General features: G+C 69.3%; 28 protein-coding genes. 12 read left to right on the top strand and 16 right to left on the bottom strand.

Translation table 11 applies throughout. From position 1 onward, the window contains the following. Nucleotides 1-59: 59 nt before the first annotated feature. Nucleotides 60-203, bottom strand: coding sequence for a hypothetical protein (locus IE307_RS43890; RefSeq protein ID WP_191305434.1), 144 nt, complete (start codon nucleotides 201-203; stop codon nucleotides 60-62). A gap of 90 nt (nucleotides 204-293) precedes the next feature. On the opposite strand from IE307_RS43890, the gene IE307_RS43895 reads away from it, so the two are divergent. From IE307_RS43895 to IE307_RS43915, 5 genes are all read left to right on the top strand, one after another. Then, the gene (locus IE307_RS43895) at nucleotides 294-1,823 is read left to right on the top strand and encodes an ATP-dependent DNA ligase (RefSeq protein ID WP_191305435.1); all 1,530 of its coding nucleotides are present in this window, start codon (nucleotides 294-296) and stop codon (nucleotides 1,821-1,823) included. A 99-nt stretch (nucleotides 1,824-1,922) separates the two neighbouring features. Continuing rightward, complete coding sequence (locus tag IE307_RS43900; protein WP_191305436.1) at nucleotides 1,923-2,717, top strand: GNAT family N-acetyltransferase; 795 nt, start codon at nucleotides 1,923-1,925, stop codon at nucleotides 2,715-2,717. Nucleotides 2,718-2,742: 25 nt separating this feature from the next. Continuing rightward, nucleotides 2,743-4,182: a GuaB1 family IMP dehydrogenase-related protein gene (locus IE307_RS43905; RefSeq protein ID WP_191305437.1), complete on the top strand. Its 1,440-nt coding sequence runs from the start codon at nucleotides 2,743-2,745 to the stop codon at nucleotides 4,180-4,182. A 3-nt stretch (nucleotides 4,183-4,185) separates the two neighbouring features. Continuing rightward, nucleotides 4,186-5,139, top strand: coding sequence for an ABC transporter ATP-binding protein (locus tag IE307_RS43910; RefSeq protein ID WP_191305438.1), 954 nt, complete (start codon nucleotides 4,186-4,188; stop codon nucleotides 5,137-5,139). Next, on the top strand, nucleotides 5,136-5,906 hold the full coding sequence (locus tag IE307_RS43915) for an ABC transporter permease (protein WP_191305439.1): 771 nt from the start codon (nucleotides 5,136-5,138) through the stop codon (nucleotides 5,904-5,906). The genes IE307_RS43910 and IE307_RS43915 overlap by 4 nt, the downstream gene beginning before the upstream one ends. Nucleotides 5,907-5,968: 62 nt before the next feature. Here the strand turns inward: IE307_RS43915 and phoH2 are convergent, their stop codons facing one another. Then, nucleotides 5,969-7,264, bottom strand: a complete 1,296-nt coding sequence (gene phoH2, locus IE307_RS43920) for an RNA 5'-3' helicase PhoH2 (RefSeq protein WP_373306092.1) — start codon at nucleotides 7,262-7,264, stop codon at nucleotides 5,969-5,971. A 400-nt stretch (nucleotides 7,265-7,664) separates the two neighbouring features. Further along, nucleotides 7,665-8,915, bottom strand: coding sequence for a DUF885 domain-containing protein (locus tag IE307_RS43925; RefSeq protein ID WP_191305441.1), 1,251 nt, complete (start codon nucleotides 8,913-8,915; stop codon nucleotides 7,665-7,667). A 229-nt stretch (nucleotides 8,916-9,144) separates the two neighbouring features. On the opposite strand from IE307_RS43925, the gene IE307_RS43930 reads away from it, so the two are divergent. After that, the gene (locus IE307_RS43930; RefSeq protein ID WP_191305442.1) at nucleotides 9,145-9,417 is read left to right on the top strand and encodes a hypothetical protein; all 273 of its coding nucleotides are present in this window, start codon (nucleotides 9,145-9,147) and stop codon (nucleotides 9,415-9,417) included. An 88-nt stretch (nucleotides 9,418-9,505) separates the two neighbouring features. After that, a complete protein-coding gene (locus tag IE307_RS43935; RefSeq protein ID WP_191305443.1) occupies nucleotides 9,506-9,778 on the top strand; it encodes a hypothetical protein in 273 nt (90 codons plus the stop codon). Nucleotides 9,779-9,837: 59 nt separating this feature from the next. Here the strand turns inward: IE307_RS43935 and IE307_RS43940 are convergent, their stop codons facing one another. Next, on the bottom strand, nucleotides 9,838-10,620 hold the full coding sequence (locus IE307_RS43940; protein ID WP_191305444.1) for an isoprenyl transferase: 783 nt from the start codon (nucleotides 10,618-10,620) through the stop codon (nucleotides 9,838-9,840). A 77-nt stretch (nucleotides 10,621-10,697) separates the two neighbouring features. Here IE307_RS43940 and trhA point away from each other — a divergent pair, with 77 nt between their 5' ends. After that, entirely contained in the window at nucleotides 10,698-11,369 is a 672-nt protein-coding gene (trhA, locus tag IE307_RS43945; RefSeq protein ID WP_191305445.1) for a PAQR family membrane homeostasis protein TrhA, read from the top strand. 58 nt (nucleotides 11,370-11,427) lie between these two features. On the opposite strand, the gene IE307_RS43950 is transcribed toward trhA, so the two are convergent. Beyond that, a complete protein-coding gene (locus tag IE307_RS43950; protein WP_191305446.1) occupies nucleotides 11,428-12,822 on the bottom strand; it encodes a class II fumarate hydratase in 1,395 nt (464 codons plus the stop codon). Between the two features lie 63 nt (nucleotides 12,823-12,885). Here IE307_RS43950 and IE307_RS43955 point away from each other — a divergent pair, with 63 nt between their 5' ends. Continuing rightward, nucleotides 12,886-13,854, top strand: coding sequence for an NAD(P)/FAD-dependent oxidoreductase (locus tag IE307_RS43955; protein ID WP_191305447.1), 969 nt, complete (start codon nucleotides 12,886-12,888; stop codon nucleotides 13,852-13,854). Between the two features lie 6 nt (nucleotides 13,855-13,860). Here IE307_RS43955 and IE307_RS43960 read toward each other — a convergent pair whose 3' ends face one another. Then, the gene (locus tag IE307_RS43960) at nucleotides 13,861-14,316 is read right to left on the bottom strand and encodes an Lrp/AsnC family transcriptional regulator (RefSeq protein WP_191305448.1); all 456 of its coding nucleotides are present in this window, start codon (nucleotides 14,314-14,316) and stop codon (nucleotides 13,861-13,863) included. A gap of 111 nt (nucleotides 14,317-14,427) precedes the next feature. Here IE307_RS43960 and IE307_RS43965 point away from each other — a divergent pair, with 111 nt between their 5' ends. Both IE307_RS43965 and IE307_RS43970 read left to right on the top strand, forming a co-directional pair. Continuing rightward, nucleotides 14,428-15,414: a Glu/Leu/Phe/Val dehydrogenase dimerization domain-containing protein gene (locus IE307_RS43965; protein ID WP_191305449.1), complete on the top strand. Its 987-nt coding sequence runs from the start codon at nucleotides 14,428-14,430 to the stop codon at nucleotides 15,412-15,414. 15 nt (nucleotides 15,415-15,429) lie between these two features. Next, a complete protein-coding gene (locus IE307_RS43970) occupies nucleotides 15,430-16,164 on the top strand; it encodes a hypothetical protein (protein ID WP_191305450.1) in 735 nt (244 codons plus the stop codon). 4 nt (nucleotides 16,165-16,168) lie between these two features. Here the strand turns inward: IE307_RS43970 and IE307_RS43975 are convergent, their stop codons facing one another. From IE307_RS43975 to IE307_RS44015, 9 genes are all read right to left on the bottom strand, one after another. Then, nucleotides 16,169-16,579, bottom strand: coding sequence for a L,D-transpeptidase (locus IE307_RS43975; protein ID WP_191305451.1), 411 nt, complete (start codon nucleotides 16,577-16,579; stop codon nucleotides 16,169-16,171). A gap of 56 nt (nucleotides 16,580-16,635) precedes the next feature. Next, complete coding sequence (locus IE307_RS43980; RefSeq protein ID WP_191305452.1) at nucleotides 16,636-17,043, bottom strand: L,D-transpeptidase; 408 nt, start codon at nucleotides 17,041-17,043, stop codon at nucleotides 16,636-16,638. Nucleotides 17,044-17,052: 9 nt separating this feature from the next. Next, complete coding sequence (locus IE307_RS43985; RefSeq protein WP_191305453.1) at nucleotides 17,053-17,583, bottom strand: L,D-transpeptidase; 531 nt, start codon at nucleotides 17,581-17,583, stop codon at nucleotides 17,053-17,055. A gap of 131 nt (nucleotides 17,584-17,714) precedes the next feature. Beyond that, nucleotides 17,715-18,485: a S1 family peptidase gene (locus IE307_RS43990; protein WP_191305454.1), complete on the bottom strand. Its 771-nt coding sequence runs from the start codon at nucleotides 18,483-18,485 to the stop codon at nucleotides 17,715-17,717. 132 nt (nucleotides 18,486-18,617) lie between these two features. After that, nucleotides 18,618-19,658 (bottom strand): class II fructose-bisphosphatase, encoded by a 1,041-nt coding sequence (gene glpX, locus IE307_RS43995; RefSeq protein ID WP_191305455.1) that lies wholly within the window; start codon nucleotides 19,656-19,658, stop codon nucleotides 18,618-18,620. Nucleotides 19,659-19,725: 67 nt separating this feature from the next. After that, nucleotides 19,726-19,941 (bottom strand): exodeoxyribonuclease VII small subunit, encoded by a 216-nt coding sequence (locus IE307_RS44000; protein ID WP_090099824.1) that lies wholly within the window; start codon nucleotides 19,939-19,941, stop codon nucleotides 19,726-19,728. After that, complete coding sequence (locus IE307_RS44005) at nucleotides 19,938-20,279, bottom strand: sugar ABC transporter substrate-binding protein (RefSeq protein WP_229905625.1); 342 nt, start codon at nucleotides 20,277-20,279, stop codon at nucleotides 19,938-19,940. The genes IE307_RS44000 and IE307_RS44005 overlap by 4 nt, the downstream gene beginning before the upstream one ends. Beyond that, nucleotides 20,272-21,513 carry an exodeoxyribonuclease VII large subunit gene (xseA, locus tag IE307_RS44010; RefSeq protein WP_191305456.1) on the bottom strand — a complete coding sequence of 414 codons (1,242 nt, stop codon included), beginning with the start codon at nucleotides 21,511-21,513 and terminating at the stop codon, nucleotides 20,272-20,274. Before xseA ends, IE307_RS44005 begins: the two co-directional genes overlap by 8 nt. Then, nucleotides 21,510-22,004 (bottom strand): lipid droplet-associated protein, encoded by a 495-nt coding sequence (locus IE307_RS44015; RefSeq protein WP_191305457.1) that lies wholly within the window; start codon nucleotides 22,002-22,004, stop codon nucleotides 21,510-21,512. The genes xseA and IE307_RS44015 overlap by 4 nt, the downstream gene beginning before the upstream one ends. A gap of 63 nt (nucleotides 22,005-22,067) precedes the next feature. On the opposite strand from IE307_RS44015, the gene IE307_RS44020 reads away from it, so the two are divergent. Next, the gene (locus tag IE307_RS44020; RefSeq protein WP_191305458.1) at nucleotides 22,068-23,012 is read left to right on the top strand and encodes a 4-hydroxy-3-methylbut-2-enyl diphosphate reductase; all 945 of its coding nucleotides are present in this window, start codon (nucleotides 22,068-22,070) and stop codon (nucleotides 23,010-23,012) included. Nucleotides 23,013-23,069: 57 nt separating this feature from the next. On the opposite strand, the gene IE307_RS44025 is transcribed toward IE307_RS44020, so the two are convergent. Then, nucleotides 23,070-23,801 carry a DUF6542 domain-containing protein gene (locus tag IE307_RS44025; protein ID WP_229905626.1) on the bottom strand — a complete coding sequence of 244 codons (732 nt, stop codon included), beginning with the start codon at nucleotides 23,799-23,801 and terminating at the stop codon, nucleotides 23,070-23,072. Between the last annotated feature and the right edge of the window lie 11 nt (nucleotides 23,802-23,812).

Genomic DNA, 23,812 nt, shown 5'->3' on the forward strand with positions numbered 1-23,812 from the left:
CACGGCAAAGAGACCAGATCCAGCAACCCGCGACCCCGCCGAACAGGTTAAAACTCAAGCTAGAGGATGTGCTCGCGGGCGGCGCCCAGGACGGGCTCGCCCAGGATGTGCTCGCGGTCGGTTCCGGCCCCGGCGCCGTTCGCCGCCGTCACCGCGACGGCGGCGAGCAGCAGGGAGGCCGCGACGATCTTGAATGCGTTCATGGTTCGGTAAACCCCCAGGTAGAACGGTTGGCGGGGGCAGCCTAACCCGCTCCTCAAGAAATTGTCAGTGCTCGGGTGCACCATGAACACGTGCTCCTTTCCGAACTGGTCGACACGTCAGCCGCCGTCGCGGCGACCCGGTCGCGCCTGGCCAAGGTCAAGGCGTTGTCCGCGTTGCTGCGCTCGGCGACGGCGGATGTGGTGGTCGCGGTGGTGTCGTTCCTCATAGGCACGCCGCGGCAGGGTCGCATCGGCACCGGCTGGCGCACGGTCCTCGACCTGGCCGTGCCGCCCGCCGCCCACGCCGAGCTGACGATCGCCGAGGTCGACGCCGCGCTCGCCGAGGTGGCCACGACGTCCGGCAAGGGCTCGGCGCAGCGCCGGGTCGCCCTGCTGACGGCGCTGTTCGAGCGCTCGACCGAGGCGGAGCAGGACTTCCTGCGCCGGTTGCTCACCGGTGAGCTCCGCCAGGGTGCCCTGGAGGGCGTCATGCTGGACGCCATCGCCTCCGCCGCGGACGTGCCGGGCGAGACGGTGCGGCGCGCGTTCATGCTCTCCGGCCGCTTACCGGAGACGGCGGTGACCGCGCTCGACGGCGGCGCGGAGGCGCTGGAGGCGTTCCGGCTGGAGGTCGGACGGCCCCTGCGGCCCATGCTGGCCTCACCGGCGGAGTCGCTGGACGAGGCGCTGACCGAGCTCGGCAGCTGCGTGGTGGAGCACAAGCTCGACGGCGCGCGCATCCAGGTGCACCGCTCCGACGACGAGGTCCACGTCTACACGCGCACGTTGCGCGAGATCACCAAGACGGTGCCGGAGCTCGTCGAGCTGGTGCGCGGCCTGCCGTGCACGTCCGTGGTGCTCGACGGCGAGACGCTGGCGCTGACCGACGAGGGCAGGCCCCGCCCGTTCCAGGAGACGATGAGCCGGTTCGGCGCGCAGGACGAACGCGAGCTGCTGCTGCACCCGTACTTCTTCGACTGCCTGCACCTCGACGGCAAGGACCTGCTCGACGAGCCGTTGCGCGACCGCCTCGCCGCGCTGCGGCAGGTGGCGGGCGAGCACGTCATCCCCGGTGTACTGGACCCGTCGCCGGAGGAGGCGGCGGGCGTCGTGACGGCGGCGCTGTCCGCGGGCCACGAGGGCGTGATGGTGAAGTCGCTGGCCTCGCCCTACGCGGCGGGCCGCCGCGGCCGCGCCTGGCAGAAGGTGAAGCCGGTGCACACGCTCGACCTGGTCGTGCTCGGCGTCGAATGGGGCAGCGGCCGCCGCCGCGGCTGGCTGTCGAACCTGCACCTGGGCGCCCGCGACCCCGACGGAGGCCCGCCCGTGATGGTCGGCAAGACCTTCAAGGGCCTCACCGACGAGCTGCTCAAGTGGCAGACCGATGCCCTGCAGGCCATCGCCACTGAACAGAGCGAGTGGGTCGTCGTGGTCCGCCCGGAGCTGGTGATCGAGATCGAGCTCGACGGCGTGCAGGTCTCGCCGCGCTACCCCGGTGGCGTCGCACTGCGGTTCGCCCGCGTCGTGCGCTACCGCCCGGACAAGGACCCGTCCGAAGCGACCACGATCGAGGAGGTGAGGGCACTCCTGCCCACCGCACAACATAATCCCCCGGCCTGACCGCCGGAGGGAGCCGGGCGTGCGCGATCGGGGCACGGACCGTGCTCAGCGGCGAAAATCGCGTGCGGCCGGTCGTGACCCCGCAATAGCGTGAGGCCAGTGACCGACGCCTCCGCGCTGCTCAGCGCCTTCGACGCCCAAGCCCGCCCGGCCGAGTGGACGATCCTCGACCCCGGAGCCGAGGTGCACCAGGACGGCCCGGTGTTCCGGGTGCACTGGCCGCGCCGGCGGGGTTTCGTCGGCGGTCCGCCCGACCTCGGTGTCACCGGCTCCGAGCTGGACGCGCTCATCGCCCGGCAACGCGACTTCTTCGAGGCCCGCGGCCAAGGTGTCGAGTGGAAGACCTGGAGCCACGACACCCCTGCCGACCTGCCCGAACGGCTGGTGGCGGCCGGGTTCGAGTCGGAGGGCCGCGAGACCGTGCTGATCGGCCTGGCCGAGGAGATGGCGGCGCAGGGCGAGGTCGACGGCGTCGTGATCCGGGAGGCCGACGGCGTGGCGGACGTGCACCGGCTCGCTCTCACCGCCACGACGGTGTTCGGCCGCGGCCACGACTGGCTGGTGGACCGCCTGCTCGACAAGAAGGACGACCCGAACGTCGTCGCGGTGCTCGCGGAGGCCGGCAGCACGATCGTGTCGTCCTCGCGCATCGAGATCGTGCCCGGCACCGAGTTCGCGGGCCTGTGGGGCGGCGGCACGCTGCCCGAGTGGCGCGGCAAGGGCATCTACCGCGCTCTCGTGGCGTACCGGGCCCGGCTGGCCGTCGAACGCGGCGTCAAGTACCTCCAGGTCGACGCCACCGAGGACAGCAGGCCGATCCTGGAGCGGCTCGGGTTCGTCGCGGTCACGACGACGACGGGGTACGCCTGGAACCCGAGCCGCATGCCCAGCTGAGACGCTGCGGGTATCGTGGAAGCACGTGCGGTTCATCGAAGGGCATCGACCCTCTTACGACCTGACCTACGACGACGTGTTCCTCGTTCCCGGCCGCAGTGCCGTGGAGTCCCGGTTCGGCGTCGACCTCTCCACTTCGGACGCCACCGGGGCCACGATCCCGATCGTCGTCGCGAACATGACGGCCGTCGCCGGACGCAGGATGGCCGAGACCATCGCGCGGCGCGGCGGGCTCGTCGTCATCCCGCAGGACGTGCCCACCGAGGCCGTCGCGGAGATCATCGCGTGGGTCAAGGAGCGGCATCCCGTGTGGGACACGCCGTTGACGCTCACCACGGGTGACGCGGTGGCGGACGCGTGGAACCTGCTGCACAAGCGGGCGCACGGGGCCGTTGTCGTGGTCGACGACGGTGGGCGGCCCCTCGGGGTCGTCGACGAGGCGGCGCTCACCGGCGTCGACCGGTTCGCGCGGCTCGGGGACGTCATGAACACCGACGTGCTGAAGCTGTCGCTCGACTCGCGGCCCCAGGACGTGTTCGACGAGCTGCACCACAGCGCGCACAAGGTCGCGTTGGGCGTGGACGAGGCGCACCGGCTCAGGGGCGTGCTGACCGAGCTCACGGCGCTGCGGGCCGAGGTCTACAAGCCGGCCACGGACGACGACGGCAAGTTGCGGGTCGCGGCGGCGGTCGGGGTCAACGGGGACGTCAGGGCCAAGGCCGAGGCGCTGGTCAAGGCCGGGGTGGACGTGCTGGTCGTCGACACCGCGCACGGCCACCAGGAGAAGATGCTCGCGGCGCTCAGGGCCGTGAAGGACGCGAACCCCGGTGTGCCGGTGGCGGCGGGCAACGTCGTGACCGCGGAGGGCGTGCGCGACCTGGTCGAGGCCGGCGCGGACATCATCAAGGTCGGTGTCGGGCCCGGCGCGATGTGCACGACGCGCATGCAGACCGGTGTCGGGCGGCCGCAGTTCTCCGCTGTGGCCGAGTGCTCCGCGGAGGCCCGCAAGCTCGGCAAGCACGTGTGGGCCGATGGTGGCGTGCGGCATCCACGCGACGTGGCTCTCGCCCTCGCGGCCGGCGCCAGCAGCGTGATGGTCGGCAGCTGGTTCGCGGGCACCTACGAGTCGCCCGGCGATCTGCAGCGGGACGAACGCGGGAACCTCTACAAAGAATCCTTCGGAATGGCGTCGAAGCGTGCCGTGACGGCGCGGACGCGAGGGGACAACGCGTTCGAGCGGGCCAAGAAGGGCCTGTTCGAAGAAGGCATCTCCACGTCGAAGATGCGGTTGGACCCGGTGCGTCCGAGCGTGGAGGACCTGCTCGATGCGATAGCGTCCGGCGTTCGCTCGGCCTGCACGTATGCCGGTGCGAACTCGCTGGAGGAATTCCACGACAAGGCTGTGCTCGGCATCCAGTCCGCCGCCGGTTTCGCGGAAGGAAGGCCGTTGCCAGGGGGATGGTGAGAAGTGGACGAAGCGGTCTCGGTAAGAGATCTCCGCAAAGTCTATAAAACGGGACAAAAGCCAGCGGTGGACGGATTGAGCTTCGACGTCCGCCGCGGCGAGGTCTTCGGACTGCTCGGGCCGAACGGCGCGGGCAAGACGACCACGGTCGGTGTCCTCACCACGCGCGTCCGCCCCACCTCGGGGCAGGCGCTCGTGGAGGGCGTCGACGTGGTGGCCGACTCCAAGCGCGCACGGCAGCTGCTCGCCGTCGTGCCGCAGCGCAACAACCTCGACCGGTCGCTCAACGCGCGGCAGAACCTGCTGTTCCACGCGGCCTACCACGGCATCGGGCCGAAGGAACGCCAGCGGCTCGCCGACGACATCATCGAGCGGATGGGTCTCAAGGACCACCAGAACGCGCTCGTCGACACGTTGTCCGGCGGGCAGGCGCAGCGGTTGATGATCGCCCGCGCGCTGATGCACCGGCCGAAGGTCCTGTTCCTCGACGAACCGAGCACCGGGCTCGACCCGCAGGCCAGGCTCTTCGTCCACGAGCGCGTCGCCGCACTGCACGCGGACGGCGTCACGGTCGTGCTCACCACGCACGACATGGACGAGGCCACCAAGCTCTGCGACCGCGTCGGCATCGTCGACCACGGCAAGCTGCTCACGCTCGACACCCCGGACGAGCTCACGAAGAACCTGCCCGGCAGCGACACGGTCAGCGTCTCGGTGAGCCCGAACGGCCACGACTCCGCCAAGATCGTCCAGGTGCTGTCCGAAGTGGACGGAGCCCAGCGCGTCGAGGAGGTCGGGAACATGTTCCGCGTCTACACCGACGCCGACACCGCGCTCACGCTGCCGGCCGTGCTCAACGCCCTGCGGGACCTCGACGTCACGGTCAGCGACGTCGCGATCGGCAAGCCCAGCCTGGAGGACGTCTTCATCCACCTGACGGGCAGGGAGCTCCGGTGAGCCAACTCAGGACCTTCCAGGCGATCCTGTGGCGCGACGTCTTCGTCACGGGCCGCGAGCTGCCGAGCTTCCTCGCGCAGGTGATCATCCAGCCGTTCTTCATCCTCTTCATCTTCGCGAAGGTGCTGGGGGACATCGGGTACGTGCAGGGCGACTTCGCGCAGGTGCTGTTACCGGGCATCATCGCGATGAACGGGTTCCTGGGCGCGTTGCAGAACACGACGCTGCCGCTGGTGCTCGACTTCTCGTGGACGCGGGAGATCGAGGACCGGCTGCTCGCGCCGATCTCCATCCCGCTCGTCGCGGTGGAGAAGATCGTGTTCGGCGCGATCCGCGGCTTCTTCGCGGCCGTGCTGATGGTGCCCGTCGGGTTCGTGATGCTCGACATCTCCTGGGCGTGGGAGGGCGTTCCGGGCGCGCTGCTGGTGATCGTGCTCGGATGTCTCGCCGGCGGCAGCGTCGGACTGGTCATCGGCACGTCCGTGCCCGCGCGCCGGGTCAACGTGATGTTCGCGGTGATCCTCACCCCGATCCTGTTCACGGGTTCCGCCCAGTTCCCGTGGCGGTCGCTCAGCGACGACCTGCTGTGGTTCAAGGTGGTCTGCGCGCTCAACCCGCTGACGTACGTGAGCGAGGGCATGCGCGCCGAGCTCGTGCCGGACGTGCCGCACATCCCGTTGCCGATCGTGCTGCTCGTGCTCGTCGTCGCGATCGCGGGCTTCGGCGGCCTCGGTCTGCGGGGCTTCATGAAACGGGCCCTGGACTAGACCCGCCAACGAAGAGCGGCCCCGCGCGACGAAGCGCGGGGCCGCTTTTCCGTGTCACGACACTAGGAGGCGTAGTCCTCCTCCAGCATCTCGGTGACGAGGGCCGCGATCGGCGAACGCTCCGAGCGCGTCAGCGTGATGTGGGCGAAGAGCGGGTGGCCCTTCAGCTTCTCGATCACCGCCGCCACGCCGTCGTGCCGGCCGACCCGCAGGTTGTCGCGCTGCGCCACGTCGTGCGTCAGCACCACCCGCGAGTTGCTGCCCAGACGCGACAGCACGGTCAGCAACACGTTGCGCTCCAACGACTGCGCCTCGTCGACGATCACGAAGGAGTCGTGCAGCGAGCGGCCGCGGATGTGGGTGAGGGGCAGGACCTCGAGCATCCCGCGGTCCATCACCTCTTCCACCACCGCCTGGCTCACCAGCGCGCCGAGGGTGTCGAACACCGCCTGCGCCCACGGCCCCATCTTCTCGTTCTCACTGCCCGGCAGGTAGCCGAGCTCCTGGCCGCCGACCGCGTACAACGGCCGGAAGACCACGACCTTGCGGTGCTGCCTGCGCTCCATCACGGCTTCGAGACCGGCGCACAGCGCCAGTGCCGACTTGCCGGTGCCCGCACGTCCGCCCAGCGAGACGATGCCGACGTCGGAGTCCAGCAACAGGTCCAGGGCGACCCGCTGTTCGGCGGACCTCCCGTGCAGTCCGAACGCCTCCCGATCTCCGCGCACCAGCTTGATCTGCTTGTCCGCGGTCACCCGGCCCAGAGCGCTCGACGTGCCCGACAGCAACCGGATCCCGGTGTGGCAGGGCAGTTCCGCGAGGTGCTCCAGGTCCTCGTACTGGGTGGGGTCGACGACGTTCTCCTTGAACAGGCCGTCCACGAGGGACTGCGGAACGTCCATGTCGGACATTCCCGTCCAGCCTGACAGGGTGACGTCGTGCGCCCGGTACTCCTCCGCCGGCAGGCCGACCGATCCGGCCTTGACCCGCAGCGGCATGTCCTTCGTCACCAGGGTGACGTTGCGCCCCTCAGCAGCGAGGTTGAGGGAGCACGCGAGGATTCGGGCGTCGTTGGAGTCCGTTCGGAAACCTGATGGCAACACCTCCTGGTCGGAGTGGTTGAGCTCGACGTGCAAGGTGCCTCCCAGATCCCCGATGGGGACCGGCGAATCGAGGCGACCATGCCGCAAGCGCAGGTCGTCGAGGAGGCGCAGGGCTTCCCTCGCGAACCAGCCCAGTTCGGGGTGGTGGCGCTTGCCCTCCAGCTCGCTGATCACCACGAGCGGGAGCACGACCTCGTGCTCCGCGAACCTGGTGGGGGCGAGGGGATCGGACAGCAGTACCGACGTGTCCAGCACGTATGTCGTGATGGCCGGTGCGGCGGACTTGCGCCGGGAGGAAGAACTGCGCGATGAGCCTGAGGAACGGCTCGCGGGACGTCGTGCGTTCACGGCAACTCCCTCACGAACGCGGCACCCGCGTCCGCTCCTCGCTGGGCCAGGCACCACCCTGATCGGTCGTCTCGCCTTCCGCCGGTGTGGCGTCAGGCAGGTCGACCACGAGGGCCGGGTGCCGGCCCCCTCGCGACTTTTTCTGCCACGATCAGAGCCTCCCTGCGCGGTCCGCAGTGGTCGCGTCCCGCCGCTTTCGAAGTTACCTGTGGAAGTGCCCCATCTGCACGAAGCCACACAGGTGAATCCGAATTTGTCATCTTCCGGACAACAACCCGAAACGTGACCGCATCCGTGTTCCAGCAGGTCAGATGGTGTTCTCGTGAGCGGTGCGCGCCAGCCACGAGAGGCCGTCCCTCACCTGGGATTCGAGTGATTTCGGGGTGAGGGGCTCGTCGAGAAGTCTCAGATAGCGGGAGTCGAGCGTTTCACCGGGCGCGCGGACGTCGAGCCAGGCCCGCACGAGACGCACTCCCTCGACGTAAGTCGTGGTGTACGCGCGCCACAGCGGATCGGCCAGAAAGCGCACCATCTGCCGTGCGCGGCGGTCGGGGACTAGCAGCCACCTGCGCAGATGCGCAACGACGTCATCCTGATCCGCGCCACGATCGTGTAGCAGCAGAGCGGCGTCCTGCCGCACCGTGAGCAGGCCCGATGCCGCCGCCTCGACCTTTTCGGACAGTTCGCCGTCCATTCGCAACCCCAGGTCGCGGAAGATCCCTTCCGTCCACGGCCCCCAGCCCGGCCCGACGGCGGCGTGCAGGCCCAGGTCCGCCATGCCCTCGGCCATCAGGCACTGCGGCGTGTTGATCAGGAAGATCGACTGCTCCGCGTGGCCGCGCTTGGCGACCAGGCCCGCGTCCTTGCGGCAGTGCTCGGTGTGGTGGCCGGGGTAGGACTCGTGCGCGACGAGGTGCGGCAGGTTCGACATGCGGTGGCCGAGGTCGGCGTTGATCGCGACGCGGGACCGGTAGCCGCCCAGGTAGTAGTTGAAGCCGCTCCACGGCTTGTTGGTGACGACCTGGTACTCGACGATCTCCTGCTCGGGCAGCTCGTACTTCTGGCGCACCCGGTCCCTCAGCGCGCTGGAGATGGCCTGCACGGCGCCCTGGAGCCTGCGCGCGGGCACCTCGTCGGCCGTGCGGAAGGCCGTGAGGCGGTCGGCGAGTGACCCCGGTCCTCCGAGGACCGCGTCGAGCTTGCGGTGGGCCTGCGCGTACGAGTCCTCGTCGCCGGGGCGGACGCGGACCTGGAAGTACTGCTGGACCTCGTCCACGAACGAGACGCGCTCGCCGCCGAGCTTGCGCGCGGTGCACTCCAACGCCCTGAGGTGCGCGTCGAGGAACTGCTTGCGCTGGTCGGCGAGGTCGGTGCCCGGAAGCTCCCTGAGCAGCAACCGGGCCTGGTCGCGCATCGCCCTGGGGTGCAGGCGCGGTTCGTTGTCGACTGCCCGGCTCAGCGCCGGGTCGCCGGTGAACGAGTCGACGAACCCGGACACCAGGCGCCCGAGCCGCAGCCCGAGCACCAGATATCCGCGAACCAGCTCGTCAGCGTCCATGATTCGGAGAGCTTAGGCCGTCTACCACAGGGGCTTGCTCGCGACCGAATCGCGAATGCACGACCACCTGATCGGGGAATGTTGTTGATCTTGCCGTCACACAATGGTGTCACACGGACGGCCGATTGCGCGGAATGCCTATAGCGTTTCCGCACGGATACCCCACCGGTCCGGAGATCCCCGAAGACTCCGGAAATGACGGGGATAACCCGACATGAAGGAGAATCACATGAAGAAGGCTTGTGCCGTGGTTGCCGCCGCTGCCGCGCTGTCGCTCGCGTTCGCCCCGGCCGCCATGGCGGGCGAGGGTCACGGCCACCACGGCCACGGTGGACACCACTGGTCCAACGGCCCGCTGCTGGTCCTCCTGAACGGCAACAACGTCAACGGCACCGTCGGCGCCTGCGGCAACAACGTCGGCGTCCTGGGCGCTGCCGTGCCGATCAACTCCCCGTCGATCACCGGCACCTGCGCGTCCGGCGGCATCGTCGACGAGGGCTGATCTTCCCTCTTCGTTCTGCGTCTGGGGACGTCATTCTTGGCGTCCCCAGATCGTTTTACTCGAATTAAACCTTCATGAGGAGAAAATCGTGCTGAAGCAGACTGGCGCAGCCCTCGCTGTTGCTGCCGCCTTCCTTGTCGTTGGTTCGCCGGCGATGGCCGACCCCGGCTACCACTGGAACAACGCCCCGCTGCTCGTGGCCGGCAACTCCAACAACGTGAACGTGACGGCCGGCGTGTGCGGCAACAACGTCGGCGTCCTCGGCGCGGCGGTTCCGGTGAACTCGCCCTCCATCACCGAGACCTGCGCGGCCGGCGGCATCGTCGACGGTGACGACTGGAACTGGGGCTGGGACGACTGATCTCGCCCGCTGAAGCCTGAAGGGGCGCTCACCTCGCGGTGGGCGCCCCTTCAGGCGTCTCAGCTGCCGTAACGGCGGTGGCGCTTCGCGTACTCGCGCATGGCCCGCAGGAAGTCGGTGCGCCGGAAGCCGGGCCAGTAGGCCTCGCAGAACCAGAACTCCGAGTGCGCCGACTGCCACAGCATGAAGCCGGAGAGCCGCTGCTCACCGGACGTGCGGATGATCAGGTCGGGGTCGGGCTGCCCGGACGTGTAGAGGTGCTCGGCGATGTGGTCGACGTCGAGGACCTCGGCCAGCTCCTCGATCGTGCCGCCCCGCTCCGCGTGCGCCTGCAGCAGCTTGCGCACGGCGTCCGCGATCTCCTGCCGCCCGCCGTACGCGACGGCGACGTTGACCTGGATGCCCGTGCGGTTGCGGGTGCGGGCCGCGGCGTTCGTGAGCCGCTCGGCGTGCTCGCGCGGCAGCATGTCGATCGCGCCGACGTGCCGGATCCGGAACGGCCTGCCGTCCTCGGCCAGCTCGTCGGTGATGTCCGCGATGATGTCGAGCAACGGCGCGAGCTCGTCGTTGTCGCGGTTGAGGTTGTCGGTGCTCAGCATCCAGAGGGTGACGACCTCCACTTTGGCGTCACCGCACCAGTCGAGCAGCTCGAGGATCTTGCGCGCGCCGGCCCTGTGCCCGTGCGCCACGTCGGTGAACCCGGCCTCCCTGGCCCACCGGCGGTTGCCGTCGAGGACCACGCCCACGTGCTTGGGAGCCTGCGGTGTCGCGCTCAGCTCACGACGGAGAATCCACTCGTAGAAGTGGATAGCGACGTCTTTCACACGGGTGCGGAGTGCCACGTCCGAACAGCGTACGCCGTGCAAGGTTCATCACTGAGCCATGGTCGGAAACCTACGGTCGCGTAACCTAAGGACCTGTGACCACTGCGACCATTCCTCCACAGCCCGGGTTGCGGCCGCGCCTTCGTGGTTGGCTGCACCTCTGGTCCTTCGTCGCCTCCGTGGCGACAGGCGCGACACTCATCGCCCTCGCGGCGTCCACGGTGTCCGCGCGAGCCGCCCTGGCGACCTCCGTCTACGGCGCGACCGTCCTGGGGCTCTTCGGGGTCTCGGCGCTCTACCACCGCGTGACGTGGAAGTCCGACCGCGTGCGCACGTGGATGAAGCGCATGGACCACTCGATGATCTTCGTGTTCATCGCGGGGACCTACACGCCGTTCGCCCTGCTGGCGATGGATCCGGGGACCGGGTCGACGGTGCTGTGGGTGGTGTGGATCGGGGCGTTGCTCGGGGTGACCCTGAAGCTCGCCTGGCCGCACTCGCCTCGTTGGCTCGGGGTGCCGATTTACATCGCCCTCGGGTGGGTCGCGGTGTTCGTGCTGCCTGAGCTGTTGCACCACGCCGGGGTCGCCGCTCTGGTGTTGTTGCTGGTGGGTGGGGCGCTTTACACCGTTGGGGCGGTGTTCTACGCGACTCGGTGGCCGAATCCCTGGCCGCAGGTGTTCGGGTATCACGAGTTCTTCCACGCTGCGACCGTGGTGGCGGCGATCTGCCACTACATCGCGATTTGGCTCGCGATGTACTCCTGACGATCAGGCCTGCTTGTCCAGAGGGAGCCCTCCCACGTGGAAGGGCTCCCTCTGGCGTTCAGCGGCCTCCGCGGGCCATGTGCAGCACGTCCAGAGCCGCGTCCAGCTGCTCCTCGCTGAGCTTCGACGGCACGTGCCCGCGCTCCAGCACCACCTCGCGGATCGTCTTGCGCTCCTTCAACGACTGCTTGGCGATCGAAGCTGCCTCCTCGTACCCGATGTACCGGTTCAGCGGCGTGACGATCGACGGCGACGACTCGGCGTACTCCCGCATCTGATCGGCCTGGGCCTCGGTCCCGACGAGCACCTTGTCCGCCAGCAGCCTGGCCACGGCGGCCAGCAGGCGCGAGGACTCCAGGACGTTGCGGGCGATGACCGGCAGCATCACGTTGAGCTGGAAGTTGCCCTGCGAGCCGGCGAACGCGACGGTGGCGTCGTTGCCGATGACCTGGGCCACGACCATCATCGTGGCCTCGGAGATCACCGGGTTGACCTTGCCCGGCATGATCGACGAGCCGGGCTGGAGGTCGGGCAGGGCCAGTTCGCCGAGGCCCGTGCGGGGGCCGGAGCCCAGCCAGCGGAGGTCGTTGGCGATCTTGAACAACGCCACCGCGGAAGCACGGAGCTGACCCGAGATCTCGACGACGCCGTCCTGGGTGGCCTGCGCCTCGAAGTGGTCGCGGGCCTCGACCAGGGGGAGGTCGGTGGCGGAGGCCAGTTCCGCGGCCACCCGAGCGCCGAACTCCGCGGGGGCGTTCAGGCCCGAGCCGACGGCCGTGCCGCCGATGGGCAGTTCCGCCAGGCGCGGGACCGACGCCCGCAGGCGTTCGACCGAGTAGCGGACCTGGGACGCCCAGGCGCCGGCCTCCTGGCCCAGGGTGATCGGGACGGCGTCCATGAGGTGCGTGCGGCCCGACTTGACCAGCTCGGACCACTCGGCGGCGCGTGACTCCAGGACGCCCAAGAGGTGTTCGAAGGACGGGATCACGTCGGTCACGACGGCTTCGGTGGCGGCCACGCGCAGGGTCGTCGGGAAGGTGTCGTTGGACGACTGGGAGGCGTTGACGTGGTCGTTCGGGTGCACGTCGCGGCCCAGGGCGCGCGTTGCCAGGGTGGCGATGACCTCGTTGGCGTTCATGTTCGAGGACGTGCCGGAGCCCGTCTGGAAGACGTCGACCGGGAAGTGGGCGTCCCACTTCCCGGCGGCCACCTCGTCGGCCGCGGTGGCGATGGCGGAGGCCACGTCCTCGGGGAGAACGCCGAGCTGGGCGTTGACCCGCGCCGCCGCTGCCTTGAGCAGGCCCAGTGCTCTGATCTGGGCGCGTTCCAGGCCTCGACCGGAAATCGGGAAGTTCTCGACCGCGCGTTGTGTTTGGGCGCGCCACAATGCGTCGACCGGCACGCGGACCTCGCCCATCGTGTCGTGCTCGACGCGGTACTCCTGTTCAGACATGCCTTCGAGTCTCTATGGTCGATCACAGCACTGCCACCCACCACTGGCAGAAGGGCACCACTCATGGAGCGTGACGTCGACCTCCTCGTCGTGGGAGCTGGTCCCACGGGGTTGTTCGCCGCTTATTACGCAGGCTTCCGGGAGATGAACGTCGCCGTAGTGGACGCCCTGCCCGAACCGGGCGGCCAGGTCACCGCGATGTATCCGGAGAAGATGATTTTCGACGTCGCCGGCTTTCCCGCGGTCAGGGGACGCGACCTCGTCAACGGGCTGGTGGAGCAGGCGGCGCAGTTCAAGCCCACCTACCTGCTCGGCCGCCAGGCGCGCACCTGCGAGTCCACTGAGGACGGTCTGCGGATCGGGCTGGCGGACGGGTCCTCGATCAACGCCAGGGCCGTGCTCATCACGGCGGGCATGGGGGAGTTCAACCCGCGTCCGCTGCCCGCGGGCGACGGGTGGCTGGGTCGCGGCATGGTGCACTTCGTGCCGGTGCTGGCCGAGCACGCCGGGCAGCACGTGGTGATCGTGGGCGGTGGCGACTCGGCGTTCGACTGGGCGCTGGCGCTGCACCCGATCGCCGCGAGCGTCAAGATCGTGCACCGCAGGGCCAACTTCCGTGCGCACGCGGCCACCGTGAGGCAGGTGCGGGAGCTCGGTGTCGAGATCATCACCGACGCCGAGGTGCTCGCGCTGCGGGGCGAGCCGCTGTCCGAAGTGGACGTCAAGGTCAAGGGCGGGGACGCGCGGACGTTGCCCGCGCAGACGGTTGTCGCCGCGCTCGGGTTCACCGCGGACCTCGGGCCGATCGAGTCGTGGGGGCTCGAGCTCGACCACCGCGCGGTCCTCGTCGACACGACGATGAAGACGAAGCTCGACAGGGTCTACGCGGCGGGCGACGTCGCGCACTACCCCGGCAAGGTCAAGCTCATCGCGACCGGGTTCGGGGAGGCCGCGACCGCGGTCAACAACATCGCGGTGGCGCTCAACCCGTCGGCCCACCTGTTCCCGGGGCATTCGAGCGACGGCACCTGACGCGCCTCAGGCGAGCGGCGCCGGGTCGTGCTTCGCCAGGTGCTGGAAGATGATCGACGTGCGGAAGCCGACGATCTCCTTGCGGTGACTGAGCCTGTCGACCAGGAACGCGTGCAGGCGGTCGTTGTCCTGCGCGCTCACGTGGATCACGAAGTCGTCGTTGCCCGCCATCACGAACACCGCCGTCACCTCGGGCAGGCCGTGGGCGTACGCCTTGAAGGCGTCGATCACGGCCCGGCTGAGCGGACGGACCTGCAACGACACCAGCGCCTGCACGCCCCGGTTCAGCGCGGACGGCGCTATGTCGGCGTGGTAGCCCCGGATCACGCCCCGCTCGCGCAGCAGCCGGGTGCGCTCCAGGCACGTCGACGGGGCGATGCCCACCTTGCGGGCGATGTCGCGGTTCGACTGCCGGGCATCGCGCTGCAGTTCGCGCACGATCGCCGAATCAAGTTCATCCATCGCCCGTCCTCACGCCGTCCTGCCGAACAACGTTCGCCAGGGTCGTTCTCCACCCGCAGATCACCCTAACTTCAGATCCCGAGACCGGTTGAAGTTCGGGAGGGAACGCACATGTGGGAGCACGAACGGCTTGTCGTCCGCACGGGGAAGCGGTCGGGGATGACCACGATGGTCGCCGTGCACTCGAGCGCGGCGGGACCGGCGGTCGGCGGGACCAGGATGAAGGAGTACGCCGCTATCACCGACGCCGTCACGGACGTGCTGCGGCTGTCGAAGGCCATGACGCTGAAGTGCGAGGCGGCCGGGATCCCGCACGGGGGAGCCAAGAGCGTGATCGTGGTGGACCGGGAGATCACCCCGGAGCTCAGGCGCGCCGTGCTGCTCGACCACGCCGACCTGATCAACGAGTTCGGCGGCGCCTACCGCGCGGGACCGGACGTCGGCACCGGGCCCGACGACATGGCGGTGCTCAGGGAGCTCACGCCGCACGCCTACTGCCTGCCCGAGGAGCAGGGCGGCACGGGTTCGTCGAGCGGGCCCACGGCACGGGGTGTGCTGGCGGCGCTGAAAGCGGCGTCACGGCACACCTTCGGCACGAGCGACCTGACCGGGAGGAAGGTCGTGATCAGCGGGTTCGGCTCGGTCGGGGAGCTGATCGCGCGAGGGCTCGCGGGAGCGGACGTCACGGTGTCCGATGTGGACGGGAGCAGGCGGACGGCCGAGTTCGGCTGGGTGGACCCGGACCAGGCGTACCGGACCAGGGCCGACGTGCTGGTCCCCGCGGCGGTCGGCGGGGTGCTGAGCCCGGAGACCGTCGAGCACCTCGACGTCAAGCTCGTCGTGGGGCCCGCCAACAACCAGCTCACCGACGACGGCGTGGCCGGGCTGTTGCGGGACCGCGGCATCGTCTGGGTGCCCGACCACGTCGCCAGCGCCGGGGGAGTGATCTACACGCTCGCCAGGGAGGACGACGGGGCGGACCACGAGACCGCGCTGAAGAGGGTCGACGGCATCGAGGCCACGGTCGACAGACTGCTCCGGACGCGTCAGCGCAACGGCGGCTCGGCGCCTGCGGAGGTCAGTAACATGGGGATCTAGACCCTGGGGGGCCTCGTGATCCACGTGTGCTGGGCTGACATGCCGCCGGACCTGCCGTGGTGGGCGGGGCCCGTCTCGCGCACCACGCGCGCGGTGTACTGGCAGCCGCTGTCCGACCTCGTCGAGCGGCGGGTCGACGCCGCGGTCGCCACGTCGGGCTGGGGCTCGGACGTGCTGGTCGAGCTCACGGTGCCGGACCGGCTGAGCACCGGAGTCGGGCTGATGCCGGGGTTCGCCGTGGCACAGCTCGCCCTCCCGGAGGCGCTGAACCGGTCGAGGGACGTCGAACTGGTCGTGGCCGCGCTGGAGGACGGCGTGCACGCGACGGTCGAACGGGTCGCGCGCCGGCTGGGTGTGCCGTACGCACGCACCCGGGCCGAGCCCGCGGGTCTCGAGCACCCGTTGCGGCTGAGCACGCTGGCCGGGCGGTTCGGCGGGACGATCGCGCTGGTGGCGCCGCACGCCGAGCCGGAGCACCTGAACGCGGACGAGGTCGCGTGGGAGGGCCACGAGGGCTGGCGGGTCGTGCGGGCGAACGATGAACCCGCCGGACGGCCTGTGTCCGATGTGGACTTCAGCGCCGTGGACGTGCCCGTGTTGCTGGACGACCTGTCCGCCGACCCGGACATGGCGCTGATCGTCGTGGGCAAGGAACTCGAACGGCTCACCGGATGGCTGCCCGCCGGCCTCGCCGGGCGCGTCCGCGTGATGGGACGTGACGACGGGTGCTGGTGGGCAGCCATCCGCTGAGCGGTCAGGGCAGGACCTGGACCTGCTCGCCGACCATCAGGTTGTCGTAGAACACGACCGACGCGTCCATGGCCATCCGGATGCAGCCGTGCGACTGCACAGCGGTGTCACCCTGGTGGAACGCGATGCCGTCGGTGGTGAAGTACACCGCGTTCGGCATCGGGCCGTTGTAGGGGACGCTCCAGTCGTTCTTGACCTTGCGCAGCACCGAGAACGTGCCGACCGGGGTCTCGTACCCCGGTTTGCCGTGGCTGATGGTCACCGGTCCGTAGCTGGTCTGGCCGTTGAACACGAGCCACGCCTTGTTGGTGCCCTTTTCCAGGCACGCTCCGTTGTAGACGGTGCATCCCGCCTGAGCCTGTGCGGGAACAGCGAAGCCGAGGATCAGGAGCACCGTCGCGATCAGAACTCGCATCTCTCATCACCCCTCTGTAGTGGAGTAGCCACTAAGGGGTGATCTCAATCATGTTTTTATGGAAGTACCTGGACGCGCTCACCGGGGAAGAGGTTGTCGAAGAAGACCTCGGAGTCGTTCCACGTGAGGCGGACGCAGCCGTGCGACTGGGAGTTCAGGTCGCCCTGGTGGAACGCGATGCCGTCGGTGGTGAAGTACACGGCGTTGGGCATCGGGCCGTTGTAGGGGACGCTCCAGTCGTTCTTCACCTTGCGCAGCACGGGGAAGTTGCCCACGGGCGTGCCGAAGCCGGGCTTGCCGTGGCTGATCCGGACCGGGCCGTAGCTCGTGACGCCGTTGTTGACGAGCCAGGCCAGGTTCGTGTGCTTCTGCACGCACGCTCCGTTGTGGACGGAGCAGCTGGACGCCTGCGCGGGAACCGCGAAACCGAGCAGGAACAGGGCCGTGACGGCCAGGACTCTCATGGCTGATGATCATGAGACCACCTGCACGGTCTCGCCAATCGAGAGGTTCTCGAAGTAGTACCGCGCGGCCTGCGGGTCGAGGTGGATGCAGCCGTGCGACGGGTCGGTCAGCGAACCCTCGTGGAACGCGATGCCGCTCTCGGTGAAGTACGTCGACCACGGCATCGGCGCGTTGTACGGCCGGCTCCACTCGTCCTTCACCTTGCGCAGCACCGGGAAGTTGCCCAGCGGCGTCTCGAAGCCGCGGCGTCCGTGCGTTATCTTGGACGGCCCGTGGACGATCTTGTCGCCCCGCACCACCCACGACTGGTTCGTCGAGAGCTGGATGCACGCGCCGTCGGTGATCGTGCACGGCGTCGGCTTGACCACCGGCGGGGGAGGCGGCGGAGGAGGGGTCTCCGACGACGAGGACGGCGGAGGCGGCGCGGATGAAGAGGACGCCGGCGAGGACGAAGACGGTGGCGCCGGGGGAGTCTCGGCCTGCACGGCCCCCTGCGCGCACCCCGCCACCGACACCAACGCGACCGCCAAGAGCAGCATCCGCATCCCGCACCCCCGTGCTCGTCCATCCCTTGCCGAAGTAGACGGCGGGAGGATCACCGAGGTTGCAACGGCGAGGGCCCGCCTCCCACGACGATCGGGAGACGGGCCCTCGGAATGCGGTTACCGGGTTACAGGCCGCCCACGTTCGAGCTGACCCACGAGCGGTAGTACGCGACGTCGACGTAGATCGACGGCGCCTGGGCGCAGTTCGCGCCGCCACCGGAGCGGCTGGTCGCGCCGATGAGCTCCCAGCGACCGCCCACGGACTTCACCTGCGGGCCACCCGAGTCGCCGTAGCAGGCGCCCTTGTTGCCACCGGTGTTGTTGGTGCAGATCTCCGACGCGGCGCTGATGCCGGAGCACCGGTTGTCCGCGACGATCGAGGTGTTGAGCTCCTGCAGGGTGACCGGGGCACCACAGGCGCCGCGGACCGGGCAGGTCTGGCCCCAGCCGATGATGCGGGTGGCCGTGCCGACCGCGCCCGACGAGGTCGGGATGGTGATCGGGGCCTGGCTGACCGAGGTGTTGAGCTGCACCACCGCGAGGTCCGCGGACGGGTGCAGGATGATCCGCGAGGCGCCGGTCGTGGTGCCGCCGCTGGTGCGGTTCGTGGTGCCGATCCGGGTGCGGATCGAGGCCGCGGAAGAGCCCTGGACGCAGTGCTTCGCCGTCACGACCCAGTTGGCCTTGACCAGCGACGCGCCGCAGAAGTGGCTGCCCGAGGTGCTCTGCAGGGACACCATGAACGGGTAGACCTGGGAGGCGTTGGTGCCACCGACGATCATCGGCGAGACCTCGCCGTCGGCGGTGGGAGCCGGAGCCGCGGAAGCCGCGGTGACCGTGGCGAGCAGAGCGCCCGCGGCCACGACGACTGCGGAGAACAACGAACGTGCCCTCATCGTTGAGTTCCTTTCCTGAACCCGGCGCAGGGTTGCCGGGGTCAGGTCGGAAACTAAGGACGAAAGTGACTCCGTCACTAGGGTCACTCGGAGGGTGACCCTCTGTTAACGGTTCACAGATTCACAGCGGCACTACGGCAGCGGCTGCTGCACGTCCTCGGGCAGGTCGAAGTCGACCGAGGCGTATTCGCGCAGCTTGTGCAAGCTGTGGAAGCCGTCGATCATGCGCACGGTGCCGGACTTGGAGCGCATGACGATCGACTGGGTGGTGCAACCGCCCGCCCGGTAGTGCACGCCGCGCAGGAGGTCGCCGTCGGTCACGCCGGTGGCGCAGAAGAAGACGTTGTCGCCCGACACGAGGTCGTTCGTCGTGAGCACGCGGGACAGGTCGTGGCCCGCGCCGATCGCCTTCTCGCGCTCCTCGTCGTCCTTGGGCCACAACCGGCCCTGGATGGCGCCACCGACGCACTTGAGCGCCGCCGCCGCGATGATGCCCTCGGGAGTGCCGCCGATGCCCACGAGCATGTCCACGCCCGACGTGGGGCGCGCGGCCGCGATCGCACCGGCCACGTCGCCGTCGGAGATGAAGTGGATGCGGGCGCCCGCCTGGCGGACCTCCGCCACGATGCTCTCGTGCCGGGGCCGGTCGAGGATGCACACGTTCACGTCGGAGACGTCGCTGTGCTTGGCCTTCGCGACGCGGCGGATGTTCTCCGCGAGCGGCGCGGTGATGTCGATGACGTCGGCCGCCTCCGGGCCCACGGCGAGCTTCTCCATGTAGAACACGGCGGACGGGTCGAACATGGCCCCGCGCTCGGCGACGGCCAGCACCGCCAGCGCGTTCGGCATGCCCTTGGCCATCAGCGTGGTGCCGTCGATCGGGTCGACCGCGACGTCGCAGTCGGGGCCCTCGCCGTTGCCCACTTCCTCGCCGTTGAACAGCATGGGCGCCTCGTCCTTCTCGCCCTCGCCGATCACCACGACGCCTCTCATCGAGACGGTGTGGATGAGCTTGCGCATGGCGTCGACGGCCGCGCCGTCACCGCCGTTCTTGTCGCCCCGTCCCACCCACCGGCCCGCGGCCATCGCCGCCGCCTCGGTGACGCGCACGAGCTCCAATGCCAGGTTCCGGTCGGGGGCTTCGCGACGTCGTTCCGCGGGGGTGTTCACCATTGCGCGCCTCCATGCGATTACTCAGCGTGCCGGATTTTGTGATCGGCAACTGAATCCTTGCACGGGATCACGCGTCCGAAACGTCCTCCTCGACGACAGCGAGAGCTGCATCGATTCGCTCGCGCGCACCGGCGAGATGCTGCTCACAAGTCTTGGCGAGCGCTTCACCGCGTTCCCACAGCGCGAGGGAGTCCTCGAGCGACAGACCACCGGCTTCGAGCTTGCGGACGACCTCCACCAGCTCGTCGCGAGCGGCTTCGTAACCCAGTGTTTCCGAACTCACGCGGATTGGCTCCTCAGACGGCTCAGCACGGTCGCGACGGCCAGGTCGTACCCGACCAGCGCCTCCGCGAACTCCTCGCCGTCACCCTCTCGCACCGCCTCGTCGATGAGCGCCTCGGCCTCCGCGACGCGCCGGTACTGCACCGTGCCGGCGGTGGCCTCGCTCAGGTCGTGCAACGTCAGGATCAGCGTGCGGCGGCCCGTGGTGTCGCAGTCGCCCACCATCGCCGTCCAGCACTCCGCGGCGGCACGGTTCGCCGCCTCCGCCAACGTCTGCAGCCCCGTCGCGCACTCGCCGGCCGCCTCCATGGTCAGGGGCAGGAACACGGCATCACGCATCATCGGTACCTCCCCCTTCCGCAGTGGTGGTCACAGTGGCGTGCACTGCCCCGTCAACGACGCGCACCCGCAGTTGTGTTCCGCTCGGCGCGTCCGTCACAGATCGCAACACGCCGTTGGGACCGTCAGGTGTGACGAGTTGCACAACGGCGTATCCGCGGGCCAGCGTGGCGGCTGGTCCGAGGGTCGTCAAGCGGGCTTTCGTCCCCGAGAGGTGGACGTCCTCCCGATCGAGTCGTTGCGTGACCGCTCGTCGTCCCTGGTCGCGAAGGCGTTTCACCTCTTCTCCGCGGCGCTCCAGCGGGCCGTGCGGGTCCGAAAGCACAGGTCGGGAACGCAACGCGTCGAGCAGTTTGCGCTCCCGGTCGACCCAGCCGTGCAGCGCGCGCCGGCCGCGATCGCGCATCTGGCGGACGCGTTCACTCTCTTCAGCGACATCGGGAACCACCCGTTTGCCAGCGTCGGTCGGCGTCGAACAACGCACGTCAGCGACGTGGTCGAGCAGCGGGGTGTCCGGTTCGTGGCCGATCGCGGACATGACCGGCGTGCGGCACTGGGACACCGCGCGGCACAGCGCCTCGTCGGAGAACGGCAGCAGGTCCTCCACGCTGCCGCCGCCGCGGGCGATGATGATCACGTCGCACTCGGGGTCGCGTTCCAAAGTGGACAGTGCGGTCATCACCTGCGTGACGGCGGTCGGGCCCTGCACGGCGACGTTGATGACGCGGAAGTGCGCGCCGGGCCAACGGTTCCGCGCGTTCGTGAGCACGTCGCGTTCCGCCGCCGACGCGCGCCCGGTGATGAGACCGATCTTGGCCGGCAGGAACGGCGGGCGGCGCTTGCGGCGCGGGTCGAACAGGCCCTCCGCGTGCAGCAGCTTGCGCAGCCTTTCCATGCGCGCCAGCAACTCGCCGACGCCGACGGCGCGGATGTCGTCCGCCCGCAGGCTCAGCGTGCCGCGGTTCGGGTAGAAGCTGATCTTCCCGTGCGCGATCACCCTGCTGCCCTCAGTCAGCTGCAGCTCGCGGACCATCGACGCGTTGCACGTGATCGACATCGACATGTCGACGCTCGGGTCGCGCAAGGTCAGGAAGGCCGTGGAGCTGCGCGCGTTGAGCTGCGTGACCTGGCCCTCGACCCACACGTCGCCGAGCCGGTTGATCCAGTCGAGCAGCTTGCGGGCGACCGTCCGCACCGGCCACGGGTTCTCCGGCGTGGATTTCGCTTCACTCACGATTGCGCTTTGACCGTCGCGATCCGGCGGTTGAGCATGCCGACGAACTCAGGCCGGGACTCGTGCGCCTTCTCGTAGCGCAGCAGTTCCTCGAGCTGCTCGACGTCCAGGTTGCGCAACCGGGCGCGCAGCTGGGCGATCGACAGTTCGTCGTAGGACGGCAGGAACACCGGCACCTCGGCGATCGCGCGTTCCTCTTCCTCCCACGGGTCTTCGGCGGGAGTTTCCTGAGAAGTCGTGACGGGCGTCTCGTCCTCGTCGAAGGTCGCCCACTCCGGCTCCTCCTCCGCGGGGCGCAGTCCAGAGAGGACGTCGTCGCCCTTGATGGCGAGTTCGGTCACATGCTGCTGCACGCGCATGGACAGCTGCATCGCCTCGCTGACCACCGTCAACGGGAGTCCGGCGAGCTGCTGGGGCAGCCTGCGGGCCTGTTCGAGGGCGGTCACGGCGAGGCCTGCGGCGACGCGGACACCCAGTGGCAGTGGCTTCATGCCGTCTAGCGTGCCGCAACAGCGTCTGAAATGCCTAGGACCCGGGCTGGGTACCCTGAGGGCATGCCCAAGCGAGTCCTGTTGGCGAAGCCGCGTGGTTACTGCGCGGGCGTTGATCGTGCCGTGGAGACGGTCGAGCTCGCCCTCGAGAAGTACGGCGCACCTGTCTACGTGCGCAAGGAGATCGTCCACAACAAGTACGTCGTGGAGACGCTGTCCGACCGCGGTGCCATCTTCGTCAACGAGACGGACGAGGTTCCCGAGGGCGCGCTCGTCGTGTTCTCCGCGCACGGCGTGTCGCCCGCCGTCCACGCCGAGGCCGAGCAGCGCTCGTTGCGCACCATCGACGCCACGTGTCCTCTGGTGACGAAGGTCCACAAGGAAGCGGTGCGGTTCGCCAAGGAGGACTACGACATCCTCCTGATCGGCCACGAGGGTCACGAGGAGGTCGAGGGCACCGCCGGTGAGGCGCCGGACCACGTCCAGCTCGTCGACACCGCCGAGGACGCCGCCAAGGTCGAGGTGCGCGACCCGAACAAGGTCATCTGGCTGTCGCAGACGACGCTCTCGGTCGACGAGACCATGGTGCGCGTCCGCCAGCTCAAGGACCGCTTCCCCGATCTGCAGGACCCGCCGTCCGACGACATCTGCTACGCCACGTCGAACCGCCAGACCGCGGTGAAGACGATGGCGCCGTCGTGCGACCTCGTGCTCGTCGTGGGCTCCAAGAACTCCTCGAACTCGGTCCGGCTGGTCGAGGTCGCGCTGCAGCACGGCGCCAAGGCCTCGTACCTGATCGACTACGCCAAGGAGGTCGACCTGGCGTGGCTCGAGGGCGTCGAGACCGTCGGCGTCACCTCGGGCGCGTCGGTGCCGGACCTGCTCGTGATGGAGCTGCTGAAGTTCCTCGAGTCGCACGGCTACGGCGAGGTCGAGGAGATCACCACGGCCAACGAGCGCATCACGTTCTCGCTGCCGCGTGAGCTCCGCAAGGACCTGGTCCGCTAGACCCCGGCAACGTCGAAGGGGCCGTCACCGGTGTGGTGACGGCCCCTTCGGGCGTTTCTAGCGGTCTTCGCGGGGCGGGCGGGGCCTGCGCTGGCCGGCGGGGCGTTCGCCGCGGGCGCCGTCCGGCCGCGGGCGGCGGGCGGGCGCGCCCTCGGGACGCGGACGGCGGGCCGGGGCGCCCTCGGCGCGTTCGGACCGCTCCGGGCGGGGGCGGCGCGGGCGCTCCTCTTCCTCCTCCGGCTCCTCGCGGGGCCTGCGGACGGGCTTGGAGCGTTCCTTGATCTCCGCCTTGGCCTCGCGGACCTCGTCCTTGGACGGCCGGTTCGGGTCCTTCTGCAGCACGATCCGCAGGATGCCGAGCCCGACCGTGAAGGCGGTGGTGACGGCCATGACCGGGAAGCTGTCGATCAACGGCTTGCCCAGGCCGAGCGCCATGGCGGACAGGCCGCCCTTGGCGACGTCGCCGGTCAGCAGCACGAGGACCGGCACCGTCGCGGCGAGGACCAGCGGCGGCTGCACCATCGGCCCGAACAGGCTGCGGCGCTGCACCAGCAGGATCGCGGCCAGCGCCCCGACGAAGAACACGACGTTGAACGTCCAGCCGACGGTCTTGCTGGAGTTGATGTCGATGAACGCGCCGATGAACGCCGGCACCAGCGCGGCGAGGATGGCAGCCCACCACGGGATGCCCTTGAACTCGCCGAAGATGGCCCGGTAGTTCCACGGAACCGCGTCGTAGTCCTCGAGGTCGTCGTCGAAGGCTGCTGAACGCTCGCGCAACTCACTCACGACGCACACGG

Origin of the sequence: Lentzea cavernae (assembly GCF_014653695.1) — a bacterium.
Classification (GTDB): domain Bacteria; phylum Actinomycetota; class Actinomycetes; order Mycobacteriales; family Pseudonocardiaceae; genus Lentzea; species Lentzea cavernae.